The following is a 14,382-nucleotide window of genomic DNA, read 5'->3' as shown; positions in this document are numbered from 1 at the left end:
CTACGGCCACCTTGGCGCAGGCGGGCAGCGTTGGCCAGCAACTCACGCGGGTGCTGCGCGATGCTCTGCACGCGGTGCTGGGCAAGCTGCAATGGGGCCAGGTGATGCTGGCCACCGTGGGCTCCACGGCGCCGTTTGTGGGGCTGCTGGGCACCGTGTGGGGCATCTACCACGCGCTCACGGCCATTGCCAGTGCGGGTCAGATCACCATCGATAAAGTGGCTGGCCCCGTGGGCGAGGCCCTCATCATGACCGCCGCCGGCTTGGCCGTGGCCATTCCGGCGGTGCTGGCCTACAACGTATTTGGCCGCCTGCTCGGGCGCATCGAGGCCGACCTCGAAGGCTTTGCCCGTGACCTGCGCGAACTGGTGCTGGACGCCGCCGCAACAGCAGCAGCGTCTGCGCCCTGAGAGAGCACACCTGCCATGGCTTTTGGCCGCCTGGAGCGCACCACCGCGCCGCAGCCCCTGAGCGACATCAACATGACGCCGCTCATTGATGTGATGTTGGTGCTGGTGGTCATCTTCATTCTCACCGCGCCGCTGCTGGCCAGTGCCATCCGGCTGGAGCTGCCGCGCACGGCAGGCGCCGCGCCGGGCAGTGCGGCGCAGTCCGTCACCGTCGTGCTGGACAAGGCCGGGCAGGTGTTTGTGGATGGTGTGCCGCTCACGCAGGATGCCCTGGCCCAGCACCTGCAAGGCATCGCTGCCGCACAGCCTGGCACCGAGGTGCAACTGCGCGCCGATGCTGCCGTGCCGTATGGCCGCGTGGTCGAGATCATGGGCGCTGCCCACCAGGCTGGGCTGATGCGCATCGGCTTTGTGGCCGAACCCTCGTCGCCAGCCACCGGCTCGCCAGCGCCCTGAACGCAGGCGCTGCGGTGCCAGCGCCTAAAATCCCCGCCAGCGCAGCGGTTTGCGGCTGCATCTCACCTTTTCTCCGGGCTCCCATGCAAGACAAATACCAACACACCGAGGTCGAGCGCGCCGCGCAAGACCACTGGACGGCCAACGACGCCTACCGCGTGACGGAAGACCAGAACAAGAAGAAGTTCTACGCCTGCTCCATGCTGCCCTACCCCAGCGGCAAGCTGCACATGGGCCATGTGCGCAACTACACCATCAACGACATGCTCACGCGCCAGCTGCGCATGAACGGCTACAACGTGCTCATGCCCATGGGCTGGGATGCCTTTGGCCTGCCCGCTGAAAACGCCGCCATGAAAAACGGCGTGCCACCCGCGCAGTGGACGTACGACAACATCGCCTACATGAAAAAGCAGATGCAGGCGATGGGGCTGGCCGTGGACTGGAGCCGCGAGATCACCACCTGCGACCCTGATTACTACCGCTGGAACCAGTGGCTGTTTTTGAAGATGCTGGAAAAAGGCATCGCCTACCGCAAGACCCAGACCGTCAACTGGGACCCGGTCGATCAAACCGTGCTGGCCAATGAGCAGGTCATCGACGGCAAGGGCTGGCGTACCGGCGCCACCGTGGAAAAGCGCGAAATCCCCGGCTACTACCTGAAGATCACCGACTACGCCGAAGAGCTGCTGGCCAACGTTGCTGGCGACAAAATGCCCGGCTGGCCCGAGCGCGTGAAGTTGATGCAGGAAAACTGGATCGGCAAGAGCGAGGGCGTGCGCTTTGCTTTCCCGCACGACATCCTGGGCGACGATGGCCAGCTCATCGGCGGCGGCAAGCTGTACGTGTTCACCACCCGCGCCGACACCCTCATGGGCGCCACCTTCTGCGCCGTGGCCCCCGAGCACCCGCTGGCCGCGCACGCCGCGCGCACCAACCACCGCCTGGCCGAGTTCATTGCCGAGTGCCAGCACGGCGGCACCACCGAGGCCGAACTGGCCACGCAAGAAAAAAAAGGCATGTCCGCCGACCTGTTCGTCAACCACCCCATCACCGGCGACCCGGTGGAAGTGTGGGTGGGCAACTACGTGCTGATGGGCTACGGCGACGGTGCCGTGATGGGCGTGCCCGCACACGACGAGCGCGACTTTGCTTTTGCCCTGCAATACGGCCTGGAAATCAAACAGGTGGTGCATGTCGATGGCCAGACCTTTGACTACCTGCAATGGCAGGACTGGTACGCCGACAAGGAAAACGGCGTCACCATCAACTCCGACAGCTTCAGCGGCCTGGGCTACCAAGAGGCCGTCAACGCCGTCACCCACGCCCTGGAAAAACTCGGCCTGGGCGAGAAAAAGACCACCTGGCGCCTGCGCGACTGGGGCGTTTCGCGCCAGCGCTACTGGGGCACGCCCATCCCCATCATCCACTGCGATGAACACGGCGCCGTGCCCGTGCCGGAAAAAGACCTGCCCGTGGTGCTGCCGCAAGACTGCATCCCCGACGGCTCGGGCAACCCGCTGCACAAGCACGAAGGCTTCCACGCAGGCGTTACCTGCCCGGTGTGCGGCAAGCCTGCCCGGCGCGAAACCGACACCATGGACACCTTTGTCGATAGCTCGTGGTATTTCATGCGCTATTGCGACCCGAAGAACGCCGAGGCCATGGTGGGCGCGGGCGCCGACTACTGGATGCCCATGGACCAGTACATCGGCGGTATCGAGCACGCCATCCTGCACTTGCTGTACGCGCGTTTCTGGACGAAGGTGATGCGCGACCTGGGCCTCGTGAAGGTGGATGAGCCCTTCACCAAGCTGCTCACCCAAGGCATGGTGCTCAACCACATCTACTCGCGCCGCACCGACAAGGGCGGCAAAGAGTATTTCTGGCCACATGACGTGGAGCACGTGCTGGACGACGCGGGCAAAGTCATCGGTGCCAAGCTGAAAAACGCCGTGGACAGCGGTGGTGTGATGCTGCCCGTGGGCACGCCCATCGACTACGAGGGCGTGGGCACCATGTCCAAGTCGAAAAACAACGGCATCGACCCGCAAGAGCTGATCGAAAAATACGGCGCCGACACCGCGCGCCTGTACACCATGTTCACCGCGCCGCCCGAGGCCACGCTGGAGTGGAACGACGCGGCCGTCGAAGGCAGCTACCGCTTTCTGCGCCGGGTATGGAACTTCGGCGTGAAGCTGTCTGCTATCGATAGCGTAGCTGCCAGCGCAAGCGTGGCGGGCGCTAGCGGCCTGAAAGACGTTGAATTCGGCAAAGAGGCCAAGGCCCTGCGGCTGGAGATCCACACCGTGCTCAAGCAGGTGGATTACGACTACCAGCGCATGCAGTACAACACCGTGGTGTCGGGTGCGATGAAGATGATCAACGCGCTCGAAGACTTCAAGGCCATGGACTGCCCTGGTGGCGCCGTGGCACTGATCGAAGGCTTTGGCATCTTGCTGCGCTGCCTGTACCCGGCCACGCCGCACATCACGCACCAACTCTGGAGCCAGTTGGGCTACGCCACGCACCTGGGCGATTTGCTGGATGCGCCCTGGCCGCAGGTCGATCCGCAGGCGCTGGTGCAGGACGAAATCGAGCTGATGCTGCAAGTCAACGGCAAGCTGCGCGGCTCGATTCTGGTGCCCGCCCAGGCCGACAAGGCGCAGATCGAAGCCGTGGCGCTGGCCAGCGAAGCCTTCACCAAGCAGGCTGCGGGTGCCGCGCCCAAGAAGGTGATCGTGGTGCCTGGTCGCCTCGTCAACGTGGTGGTCTGAGCATGGCCCGCCGCCCTGCCACTTTTTTTGCTGCTGGCGATAGCGCTGGCCCCGCAGCCTCTGCTGTGCCCGCGCCGGTGGGCCGTGGCGCGGCGGACGTGGGGGCCACCGCTGGCGCGGCTGTCGCCACGGCAGGTGCGGGCGCTGGCCTGCGCCGGCGCGCTTGGCTGGCGCTGTGGCCAGCGCCGCTGGTGTTGGCAGGCTGTGGTTTTCGGCTGCGGGGGGCGCCGGAGTTTGCTTTTCGCTCGCTCTACATTGCAGCGGCGGGCGGCTCCCCGCTGGCACGCGAGCTGCAACGCACCCTGGAGAGCTCTGGCGGCGAACTGGTGGTGCTGCGCGATGCCGCCCAGTTGCCCCAGGCCGAGGCGGTGCTGGATTTGCTGGCCGAGCAGCACGAGCGCAGCGTGGTCGGCCTGAACGCCTCAGGCCAGGTGCGTGAATTGCAATTGCGCCTGCGCATCAAATTCCGGCTGCGCGGCCCCAACGGCCAGGAGTTGTTGCCCGAAACCGAGCTGCTGCAAACGCGCGACATCAGCTACAGCGAAACCATCGCCCTGGCCAAAGAGGCCGAAGAAGCGCTGCTTTACCGCAGCATGCAGACCGACCTGGTGCAGCAGCTCATGCGCCGCCTGGCGGCGGTGCGCCCGGCGCCCTAGCCCTGCGCCATGCACATCGCCCTGAACCAGCTCACCGCGCACCTGGCCAAAGGCCTGCGCCCGCTCTACACCCTGCACGGCGACGAGCCTTTGTTGCAGCAAGAGGCGGCCGATGCCATCCGCGCTGCCGCCCGCACCCAGGGCTATACCGAGCGCACCACGTTTGTGGTGGCGGGCGCGCACTTTGACTGGAGCGCGGTGCTGGCCGCCGGGGGCTCCTTGAGCCTGTTTGCCGACAAGCAGATCGTCGAAATCCGCGTTCCCTCGGGCAAGCCGGGCAAAGACGGCAGCGCTGCGTTGCAGCACATCGCGCAGGCGGCGGCGGGCAACGACAGCACGCTCACGCTGGTGCTGCTGCCGCGCCTGGACAAGGCCACCAAAACCGGCGCCTGGTTTGCCGCACTGGAAAACAACGGCGCCACGGTGCAGATCGACCCCATCGAGCGCGCCCAGCTCCCGGCCTGGATTGCCCAGCGCCTGGCCGCGCAGGGCCAGCGCGTGGTGGCGGGCGAGGAAGGCCAGCGCACACTCACCTTTTTTGCCGACCGCGTGGAAGGCAACCTGCTGGCCGCGCACCAGGAGATTCAAAAGCTGGCGCTGCTCTACCCACCGGGCGAACTGGGCTGGGCGCAGGTCGAGGCGGCGGTGCTCAACGTGGCGCGCTACGACGTGTTCAAACTGTCCGAGGCGGTGCTGGCGGGCCAGGTGCTGCGTGTGCAGCGCATGCTCGACGGCTTGCAGGCCGAGGGCGAGGCCGCCGTGCTGGTGCATTGGGCGCTGGCCGAAGACATCCGCGCCTTGAAGCGCGTGAAAGACGCCATGGTTGCGGGCAAACCGCTGCCCATGGCCCTGCGCGAAAACCGCGTCTGGGGCGCCAAAGAGCGCTTGTTCGAGCGCATCCTGCCCCGCGCCAGCGATGCCCAATTGGCACGCCTGCTGCAATCGGCGCACCTGGTGGACGGCATCGTCAAAGGGCTGAAGGTGCCCGATTGGCCCCAGGAGCCCTGGCAGGCACTGCAACGGCTGGCGCTGCAATTGGGCAAAGTGGCCATGGCCGGGCGCTGACCTGCCCAACCTGCGCCGTTCTGCCAGAATTGCGCCCATGAACGCCCTCAACGTCACCGACTACATGCAGACCCTCGGTTTGCAGGCAAAAACGGCTTCGGCCCTGATGGCGCGTGCGCCAGCAGCTATCAAAAACAAAGCATTGAAGGCGCTGGCCCGGCTGCTGCGTGAGCAGACCGACGCGCTGCAAACCGACAATGCCCGCGATCTGGAGCGCGCCATCGCTGCCGGGCTGGAAGCGCCCATGGTGGATCGCCTGCGCCTGACGCCCAAGGTGCTGGAAACCTGCGCCCAGGGCTGCGAGCAACTGGCCGCCATGCCCGACGTGATTGGCGAAATCATCGGCATGAAACAGCAGCCCAGCGGCATCCGCGTGGGCCAGATGCGCGTGCCGATTGGCGTGTTCGGCATGATTTACGAGAGCCGCCCCAACGTCACCATCGAGGCCGCCTCCTTGAGCATCAAGAGCGGCAACGCCTGCATTTTGCGTGGCGGCTCCGAGGCGATTGACTCCAGCAAGGCGCTGGCCAGGCTGGTGCAGCAGGCGCTGGCCGAAGCGGGCCTGCCGCAAGAGGCGGTGCAACTGGTGCAGACCACCGACCGCGAGGCCGTGGGCCAGCTCATCGCCATGCCCGCGTTTGTCGATGTGATCATTCCGCGCGGCGGCAAGGGCCTGATCGAGCGCATCAGCCGCGATGCCAAGGTACCCGTCATCAAGCACCTGGACGGCAACTGCCACACCTATGTGGACGACCCCTGCGACATCGCCCTGGCCGTGCGCGTGACCGACAACGCCAAGACCAGCAAGTACAGCCCCTGCAACGCCACCGAGAGCCTGCTGGTGGCGCGCGGCGTGGCTGCCGAATTTTTGCCGCAGATTGGCGCCATTTTTGCCGCCAAGGGCGTGGAGATGCGCTGCGATGCCGAAGCGGCGCAGATTTTGCGATCAAATCAGCCTCTAACGCCCGCTGGTCAAGCGCCAGTAGCTATTGAATCAGGAGCGATTGCAGCGCCGCAGATTGTCGAAGCGGTCGAATCCGACTGGTCGGAGGAGTACCTGGCGCCCGTGATCAGCATCAAGGTGGTGGCCGGGCTGGATGAGGCGATTGCGCACATCAACCATTATTCGAGCCACCACACCGAGGCCATCCTCACCACCCACCACGTCCACGCGCAGCGCTTTTTGCGCGAGGTCGATTCCAGCAGCGTCATGGTCAACACCAGCACGCGCTTTGCCGATGGCTTTGAGTACGGCCTGGGCGCGGAAATCGGCATCAGCACCGACAAGTTCCATGCGCGCGGCCCGGTGGGCATCGAGGGCCTGACCTCGCTCAAGTACGTGGTGCTGGGCGAGGGCGAAGTGCGCGGCTAGCCGCACCCGGGCGCGCATCTGAGGGTTTGCCGCCACAGTCGCGCTGTAACACCTTGACGCACTGCGCGCGCCTGCCCATCATCGCGCCGTGAAAATCATCATTCTTGGGGCGGGCCGTGTGGGCCAAAGCGTGGCCGACAGCCTGGTGTCGGAGCGCAACGACATCACCGTTATCGACACCGATGCGCAGCGCTTGCGCGAGCTGGAGTCGCGCTTTGACCTGCGCGGTGTGGTGGGCAACGGTATTGATCCGGCGGTGCTGGCCGAGGCGGGCGCCCAGGACACCGACTTGCTCATCGCCTGCGCCGCCCAGGACGAAACCAACCTGGTGTGCTGCAAGGTGGCGCAGCTCATGTTCAACGTGCCGGCGCGCATTGCGCGGGTGCGCTCGTCGGGCTTTGAGCAAGGCAGTGCGCTGGCTGGGCCGGAAGGGTTTGCTGTCAGCATCATCTGTCCCGAAGCCTCGCTGACGCGCTACATCGTCAAGCTCATCGAGTACCCCGAAGCCATGCAGGTGCGCGAGTTTGCGGGCGGGCGCGCCTGCCTGGTGTCCACGCGCGCCATGGTGGGAGCGCCCATGGTGGGCCAGACCATTGGCCAGGTGCGTGTCAGCATGCCCGATGTGGCCTTGCGCCTGGTGGCCATTTACCGGCGTTTTCCCGAGGAGCCCGACCGCTTTGTACCGTGCAGTGCCACCACGCGCATTGAGCCCGGCGATGAGGTGTTCACACTGGCCGCGCGCGAGAACATTTCTCTGCTACTGGCAGCCCTGCACCGCCGCGCAGACCAGCCCGCACGCCCGGTGCGCAGCATCATGATTGCCGGCGGTGGCGATGTTGGTCTGCGTTTGGCCAAGCAATTGGGCAGTGAGCCCGGGCGTTTTCACGTCAAACTGATTGAGGATGACCCGGCGCGCTGCATCGTGTTGGCATCGGCGCTGCCCGCCGATGTGCTGGTATTGCAAGGCGATGCCACCGACGAGAACATGCTGGAGGGAGAGAGCATTGAGGAGGTGGACTTCTTTCTGGCCCTCACCGATGACGATGAGAACAACATCATGTCCAGCCTGCTGGCCAAGCGCATGGGCGCGCGGCGCGTGCTGGCACTGATCAACCGGCGCAGCTACGCCGATCTGATGCATGGCACGCAGATCGACATTGCGCTCTCGCCCGCGCAGGCCATGCTGGGCGAGCTGCTGGCCCATGTGCGCCAGGGCGATGTGCAGGCCGTGCACAGCCTGCGCCGGGGCGTGGCCGAGGCGCTGGAGATCGTGGCCCGGGGCGACCGCAAAAGCTCGCGCGTGATTGGGCGCAAAGTGACCGATTTGCGCCTTCCCGAGAGCGTCCACATGGGCCTGATCGTGCGTGGCTTGCCCGAGCCGGGTGCTGCGCCACTGGCCGCACCGGCGCAAGCACTGCCGCCCCAGGTCATCATTCCGCGCAGCGATACGGTGATCGAGAGCAACGACCATGTGGTGTTTTTCCTGCCCAACAAACGCCTGGTGCGTGACGTGGAAAAGCTGTTCCGTGTCAGCGCCACGTTCTTCTGATACCGCGCGCCTGCGCCCCCCTCCATGACCGACGTTTTTCCCGTTTTGCGCGTGCTGGGCATGCTGGTGATGCTGTTTGCGCTGGCCATGGGCGTGCCGCTGGCCGTGTCGTGGTACAGCCAGGATGGCGTCTGGCAGGTGTATCCGTTGTCGATGGCGGTGACGCTGCTGGTGGGGGCCGCTTTGGTGCTGGGGCTGCGCAACTACAGGCGTGAGTTGCAGCCGCGCCACGGGGTCATGCTGGTGTCGCTGGTGTGGGCTTTGCTGCCGCTGTTTGCCACGCTGCCGCTGATGTTGGCCTGCTACCAGGTAGGGCGGCCAATGTCGTTCACCCACGCGTATTTCGAAGCCGTCTCGGGCCTGACCACCACGGGCTCGACGGTGTTGGCGAACCTGGACACGCTGCCGGTGTCGGTGAATGTGTGGCGCACCTTCATGCAGTGGATTGGCGGCATGGGGATTTTGATTTTGGCGGTGGCGGTGCTGCCCATGCTGGGCGTGGGCGGCAGCCAGCTCTTCAAGGCCGAAGCCGCTGGCCCCGTCAAGGACACCAAACTGACGCCGCGCATGACCGAAACGGCCAAGGGCTTGTGGGGGGTCTACGCGCTGTTTTCGGCAGGCTGCGCTTTGGCCTATTGGCTGGGCGGCATGTCGCCCCTGGACGCGCTGATGCACATGTTCTCTACGGTCAGCCTGGGCGGGTTGTCGTCGCACGATGCCAGTTTTGGCTACTTTGCGTCGCCCCTGCTGGAGGGCATTGCATTGTTTTTCATGCTGCTGGCGAGCTGCAATTTCGCCCTTTATTTCGTGGCCATGCGCAAAGGCCATTGGCAGGGTTTTTGGCGCGACCCAGAGATGCGTGCCACCCTGGTCGCCTTGCTGGGCGGTGGGCTGTGCGTGGCCGTGCTGCTCTGGGCCAAAGGTATTTACGAGCCGCTGCAAGCGCTGCGCCACGGCGTGTTCCATATGGTTTCGGTGGCCACCACCACGGGGTACGCTACGGTGGACTACCTGGCCTGGCCGGTGTTTGCCCCGGTGCTGATGCTGATGCTCTCGGGGGTGGCCACCAGCGCTGGCTCCACAGGGGGCGGTATCAAGATGGTGCGCATGCTGATTCTGGTCAAGCAGGCGCGGCGCGAGCTGACGCGGCTAGTACACCCGAACGTGGTGCAGCCCGTGCGCCTGGGCGGCGCGGTGGTCGAGAACCGCATGATCTTCTCGGTGATGGCCTTCATGCTGGTGTACGGCGGCACAGTGATTGTTTTGAGCATGCTGTTGCTGCTCACTGACATGGAACCATTGACGGCGTTCAGTGCTGTCATTGCCAGCGTCAACTGCATGGGGCCAGGGCTGGGCAGCGTGGGGCCTGCCTCCAATTACGGGGTGCTGACCGATTTTCAGCTCTGGGTGTGTACTTTGGGCATGCTGCTGGGGCGCCTGGAAATTCTGAGCTTCATGGCATTGTTGACGCCGGCCTTCTGGCGCCGCTGAGGCACTCCTACAATGGCGCGCAACCGTCTTTCAAGGGCACTCCATGGTTCCGCACCTCATCACCGCCCTCACCGGGCCCATCAACGAGCTAGAACAGCGCATCATCGACTCCATGCCCGCCACCGAGCGCTGGTTCCGGCTGGAGTGGATGGAGCACACACCGCCGTTTTACAGCTCGGTGGACATCCGCAACGCGGGTTTCAAGCTCGCGCCCGTGGATACCAACCTGTTTCCAGGTGGCTGGAACAACCTCACCCCCGAGATGCTGCCGCTGGCAGTGCAGGCGGCCATGGCGGCCATCGAAAAGATTTGCCCCGAGGCGCGCAACCTGCTCATCATTCCCGAGAACCACACACGCAACAGTTTTTACCTGAGCAACGTGGTGCAGTTGCAGCGCATCTTCAACATGGCAGGGCTCAATGTGCGTGTGGGCTCCATCAGCCCCGAGGTCAAGAAGACCACCGTTGTCGAGCTGGCCAACGGCGATACCGTCACGCTGGAGCCCGTGGTGCGTACCCGGGGGCGGCTGGGTCTGAAGAATTTTGACCCCTGCACCATCTTGCTCAACAACGACCTGTCGGCGGGTGCGCCGGGCATTCTGGAAGATATCCACGAGCAGTACCTGCTGCCGCCGCTGCACGCTGGCTGGAGCGTGCGCCGCAAGAGCAACCACTTTCGCAGCTACGAAGAAGTGGCCAAGCGGTTTGGCAAAGTGCTGGGCATAGACCCGTGGCTCATCAATCCGATGTTCGGTAAATGCGCCGACGTGGACTTTGCCGCTGATGCGAGCCTCGATAGCCTGCAAACCCAGGTCGATGCGCTGCTGGGAAAGATCCGGCGCAAATACAAAGAGTACGGCATCAATGAAAAGCCGTTTGTGGTCGTCAAGGCCGACAACGGCACCTACGGCATGGGCATCATGACGGTGCGCGATGCCAAAGACTTGCAGGCGCTCAACCGCAAGACCAAGAACAAGATGGCTGTCATCAAGGACGGGCAGACGGTGCGTGACGTCATCATCCAGGAAGGCGTGCTCACCCAGGAGCGTGTGCATGAAGCCGTGGCCGAGCCAGTGGTTTACATGATGGATCGCTACGTGGTGGGCGGTTTCTATCGCATCCATGCAGACCGGGGCGTGGACGAGAACCTCAATGCGCCGGGTGCTGGTTTTGTGCCCCTGGCCTTTGACCACAGCACGCAGCTGCCCCAGCCAGGTGCCCGCCCTGGCGCCAGTGCGCCCAACCGCTTCTATATGTATGGCGTGGTGGCTCGCCTGGCCATGCTGGCGGCCAGCTACGAGCTGGAAGCCACCGACCCTGACGCCGAGGTGTACGACTGATACCGGCACGCCACCGGCCAGCGCCTGGTGCTGGCAGTGGCGGCCTTGCAACAACCTGGCAGTCCGGTGCGAACCGCACCTGTGGTGCAGCGCACAATGGCGTTCTTCAATCAACCAAGCCCCGCCCGTTGAGCGGTCGGGCCAAGCACTGTGGCCGTAGCAGCGGAAACCCCCAAGTCCTCCCTCGGTGTGTTAATGCTGGGGGCTATCGGTGTCGTTTATGGCGATATCGGCACCAGCGTGCTGTATTCGGTCAAGGAGGTGTTTGGCTCCGGCCACGTGCCGTTCACACCGGACAACGTTCACGGCATCCTCTCCATCTTCTTCTGGACGCTCACGGTCATCGTGTCGCTCAAGTACGTCACGCTGGTGCTGCGAGCAGACAACCATGGCGAGGGCGGGCTGGTGGCCATGCTGGCCCTGGCATCCCAGACCGTCAAGCACCAGCCGCGTCTGCGCAAATGGCTGCTGCTGGTGGGCATCTTCGGCACCTGTCTGTTTTATGGCGATGGCGTCATTACGCCTGCTATCACGGTGCTGGGGGCTGTCGAGGGGCTGGAGGTCATCTCGCCCACGTTCAAGAAATACGTGGTGCCCCTCACTCTGGTCATCCTGCTGCTGCTGTTCATGGTGCAAAAGCGCGGCAGTGCCAGCATCGGACGTTTTTTTGGGCCCATCATGGTGGCCTGGTTTGCCGCCATCTCGGCCCTGGGGGTGCTGAACATTGCGGACAACCCCGGCATCTTGCGCGCCATCAGTCCGCACTATGCGCTGGCCTTCATACTTGAGCAGCCCGGAATCACCTTCATCATTCTCGGCGCGGTCGTGCTCTGCGTAACGGGGGCGGAGGCGCTGTACGCCGACATGGGGCACTTCGGGCGCCGCCCCATCCGGGTGACTTGGTTCACCATCGTCATGCCAGCGCTGACGCTGAACTACTTTGGCCAAGGCGCACTGTTGCTCAAGCACCCAGAGGCCGTGAAGAACCCTTTTTTCATGATGGCCCCCGACTGGGCGCTGGTGCCCATGGTGCTGCTGGCCACGATGGCGGCGGTGATTGCCTCGCAGGCACTGATCTCAGGCGCCTTCAGCGTCACCAAGCAGGTGATCCAGCTGGGCTATCTGCCGCGTCTGCGCGTGCTGCACACCAGTGCCTTGGAAACCGGTCAAATCTACCTGCCGTTCATCAACTGGAGCCTGTTCGCCATGATCGTGCTGGCGGTGGGCATGTTCAAGTCGTCCAGTGCGCTGGCCTCTGCTTACGGCATCGCCGTGACCACCGACATGCTGATCACCACGGTGCTGACTTTCTTCGTCATCCGCAATGCCTGGCGCCTGCCATTGGCGCTGAGCCTGGGCGCCACCGCCTTTTTCTTTGCCGTGGACTTTGCCTTCTGGGCCTCCAACCTGCTCAAGTTGTTTGACGGTGGCTGGTTCCCGCTGGTCATTGCCAGTGCCATCTTCATTCTGATGAAAACCTGGAAAGATGGTCGCCGCCTGATGCGCGATGTGTTGACCAGCGATGCACTGGCATTGCCTGATTTTCTGGCGGCGGTGTTTGTCAGTCCTCCCGTGCGTGTCGAGGGTACGGCGGTATTCCTCACCGCCGAGCCGGGCACCGTGCCCAACGCCTTGCTGCACAACCTCAAGCACAACAAGGTGCTGCACGCACAGAACCTGTTTGTCACGGTGCGCAACCACGAGGTGCCCTGGGTCGAAGAGGAGCGGCGCATCGAGATGCTGGCGCTGGGCCATGATTGCTGGCAGGTGGTCATCCACTACGGCTTCATGAACGACCCCGACGTGCCGCGTGCGCTGTCTCTGCTGCGCGGGCGTGGCTGCGAAGTCGAGCCCATGACGACCAGTTATTTCTTGTCGCGCGACACCGTCATTCCCACCGTGGGTAAGGGCATGGCGCCCTGGCGCGAAAAACTGTTCGCGCAGATGCACCACAACGCCAGCGGCGCCGCCGACTTCCTGCACCTGCCCAATAACGCAGTGGTGGAGCTGGGTTCAAAAATCGAGATTTGATGCTTGTGGATTTGAAAATACAGTGTTTTTGCCTTCTAGGCCACGTGTAGAAAGCGCTAGTAGCTATAAAATTAATAGCAATTGTGGGCCTGTGCCAGGGGGATGTCCTGGTCTTTTGTTTGATTTCACACCGTACACACCATGAAACTGCTGTTCATCGCCGATCCGCTGGAAGGTTTTGCCACCTACAAAGACACCACCTTTGCCATGATGCGCGAGGCCCAACGCCGGGGGCACAGCATCGCTGCTTGCCAGCCGCAGGACGTGATGTGGGAGCGTGGCCACTGCGTTACCGCCCATGTCCGCGACATTGTTCTGACAGGGCAGCCGAAGGAGTGGTTTCGCGCCGAGAACGCGCGCGCCGCTGTATTGGCAACTTTCGATGCGGTCTTGATGCGCAAAGACCCGCCGTTTGACAGCGAGTATTTCTATGCCACGCACCTGTTGGAACAAGCCGAGCGCGAAGGCGCGCGGGTTTTCAACAAACCCCGCGCGCTGCGTGACCATCCGGAAAAATTGGCCATCATGGAGTTTCCCGAGTTCATCGGCCCGACACTGGTCACGCGCGATGCCCGCGACATCCAGCGCTTTCATGCCGAGCACCAGGACATCATCCTCAAGCCCCTGGATGGAATGGGGGGCATGGGCATCTTTCGCGTCGGTCCTGATGGGTTGAACCTGGGCAGCATCACGGAAACGCTGAACCGGGGCGGCGCACAAAGTCTGATGGTGCAGAAGTTTTTGCCGGAAATCGCTGACGGCGACAAGCGTGTGCTGATCATTGGCGGCAAGCCCGTGCCCTATTGTTTGGCGCGCATTCCACAAGGCAGTGAGGTGCGAGGCAACCTGGCCGCTGGCGGCAAAGGCGTGGCGCGTCCCCTGAATGCACGTGACCTCGAAATCGCCCATGCCCTGGGGCCGGTACTGCAAAGCAGGGGGCTGTTGCTGGCGGGGGTCGATGTGATTGGCGATTGCGTCACTGAGATCAATGTCACCAGTCCTACATGTTTTCAGGAAATCCAGCAGCAGACTGGTTGTGATGTGGCTGCGTTGTTCATGGACGCACTGGAATTGGCTACAGAAGTGGAATCTGCATAAGTTTCTCTTTCCGCCTTCTGTTCTGTGTTACAGTAGAGGGCTTCGCTACCCGGTGCTTTGGTTTTTCCGGTGTTGTTTGGGTGGCGAAGGTGGTTGAAAAAGTTTTCTGGGTTTTGTGTTTAGTTGCTGAAAAGCGGT

Annotated in this window: 11 protein-coding genes; all 11 read left to right on the top strand. The window is 63.6% G+C overall.

The window, feature by feature from the left end:
• A partial coding sequence (locus PHX69_RS10375) for a MotA/TolQ/ExbB proton channel family protein (protein ID WP_288043629.1) occupies window positions 1-410 on the top strand: 410 nt, incomplete at its 5' end.
• A gap of 15 nt (window positions 411-425) precedes the next feature.
• Window positions 426-866: an ExbD/TolR family protein gene (locus PHX69_RS10370; RefSeq protein WP_119014531.1), complete on the top strand. Its 441-nt coding sequence runs from the start codon at window positions 426-428 to the stop codon at window positions 864-866.
• Between the two features lie 83 nt (window positions 867-949).
• Window positions 950-3,643 carry a leucine--tRNA ligase gene (gene leuS / locus PHX69_RS10365; RefSeq protein WP_288043628.1) on the top strand — a complete coding sequence of 898 codons (2,694 nt, stop codon included), beginning with the start codon at window positions 950-952 and terminating at the stop codon, window positions 3,641-3,643.
• A gap of 149 nt (window positions 3,644-3,792) precedes the next feature.
• On the top strand, window positions 3,793-4,299 hold the full coding sequence (locus PHX69_RS10360) for an LPS-assembly lipoprotein LptE (RefSeq protein ID WP_119014548.1): 507 nt from the start codon (window positions 3,793-3,795) through the stop codon (window positions 4,297-4,299).
• A gap of 9 nt (window positions 4,300-4,308) precedes the next feature.
• On the top strand, window positions 4,309-5,364 hold the full coding sequence (gene holA / locus PHX69_RS10355) for a DNA polymerase III subunit delta (protein WP_288043627.1): 1,056 nt from the start codon (window positions 4,309-4,311) through the stop codon (window positions 5,362-5,364).
• A 37-nt stretch (window positions 5,365-5,401) separates the two neighbouring features.
• On the top strand, window positions 5,402-6,736 hold the full coding sequence (locus PHX69_RS10350) for a glutamate-5-semialdehyde dehydrogenase (RefSeq protein WP_288043626.1): 1,335 nt from the start codon (window positions 5,402-5,404) through the stop codon (window positions 6,734-6,736).
• An 88-nt stretch (window positions 6,737-6,824) separates the two neighbouring features.
• Window positions 6,825-8,285 carry a Trk system potassium transporter TrkA gene (trkA, locus tag PHX69_RS10345; protein ID WP_119014527.1) on the top strand — a complete coding sequence of 487 codons (1,461 nt, stop codon included), beginning with the start codon at window positions 6,825-6,827 and terminating at the stop codon, window positions 8,283-8,285.
• Window positions 8,286-8,309: 24 nt separating this feature from the next.
• Window positions 8,310-9,776 (top strand): TrkH family potassium uptake protein, encoded by a 1,467-nt coding sequence (locus tag PHX69_RS10340; protein ID WP_119014526.1) that lies wholly within the window; start codon window positions 8,310-8,312, stop codon window positions 9,774-9,776.
• Between the two features lie 43 nt (window positions 9,777-9,819).
• Window positions 9,820-11,115, top strand: a complete 1,296-nt coding sequence (gene gshA, locus PHX69_RS10335) for a glutamate--cysteine ligase (RefSeq protein WP_119014525.1) — start codon at window positions 9,820-9,822, stop codon at window positions 11,113-11,115.
• A 195-nt stretch (window positions 11,116-11,310) separates the two neighbouring features.
• Complete coding sequence (locus PHX69_RS10330) at window positions 11,311-13,146, top strand: potassium transporter Kup (RefSeq protein ID WP_119014524.1); 1,836 nt, start codon at window positions 11,311-11,313, stop codon at window positions 13,144-13,146.
• Window positions 13,147-13,287: 141 nt separating this feature from the next.
• Window positions 13,288-14,244 (top strand): glutathione synthase, encoded by a 957-nt coding sequence (gshB, locus tag PHX69_RS10325; RefSeq protein ID WP_119014523.1) that lies wholly within the window; start codon window positions 13,288-13,290, stop codon window positions 14,242-14,244.
• Window positions 14,245-14,382: the final 138 nt, after the last annotated feature.

It is taken from the genome of Simplicispira sp., assembly GCF_028687295.1.
GTDB classification, from domain to species: domain Bacteria; phylum Pseudomonadota; class Gammaproteobacteria; order Burkholderiales; family Burkholderiaceae_C; genus Simplicispira; species Simplicispira metamorpha.
Note: the sequence above shows the minus strand (reverse complement) of the source record. Positions and strands in the feature narration are given on the sequence as shown.

Excerpts from the sequence above, each read along its gene's own strand:
- PHX69_RS10370 (WP_119014531.1), top strand. The coding sequence starts at position 426 with ATGGCTTTTGGCCGCCTGGAGCGCACCACCGCGCCGCAGCCCCTGAGC.
- leuS (WP_288043628.1), top strand. The coding sequence starts at position 950 with ATGCAAGACAAATACCAACACACCGAGGTCGAGCGCGCCGCGCAAGAC.
- holA (WP_288043627.1), top strand. The coding sequence starts at position 4,309 with ATGCACATCGCCCTGAACCAGCTCACCGCGCACCTGGCCAAAGGCCTG.
- PHX69_RS10350 (WP_288043626.1), top strand. The coding sequence starts at position 5,402 with ATGAACGCCCTCAACGTCACCGACTACATGCAGACCCTCGGTTTGCAG.
- PHX69_RS10340 (WP_119014526.1), top strand. The coding sequence starts at position 8,310 with ATGACCGACGTTTTTCCCGTTTTGCGCGTGCTGGGCATGCTGGTGATG.
- gshA (WP_119014525.1), top strand. The coding sequence starts at position 9,820 with ATGGTTCCGCACCTCATCACCGCCCTCACCGGGCCCATCAACGAGCTA.
- PHX69_RS10330 (WP_119014524.1), top strand. The coding sequence starts at position 11,311 with ATGCTGGGGGCTATCGGTGTCGTTTATGGCGATATCGGCACCAGCGTG.
- gshB (WP_119014523.1), top strand. The coding sequence starts at position 13,288 with ATGAAACTGCTGTTCATCGCCGATCCGCTGGAAGGTTTTGCCACCTAC.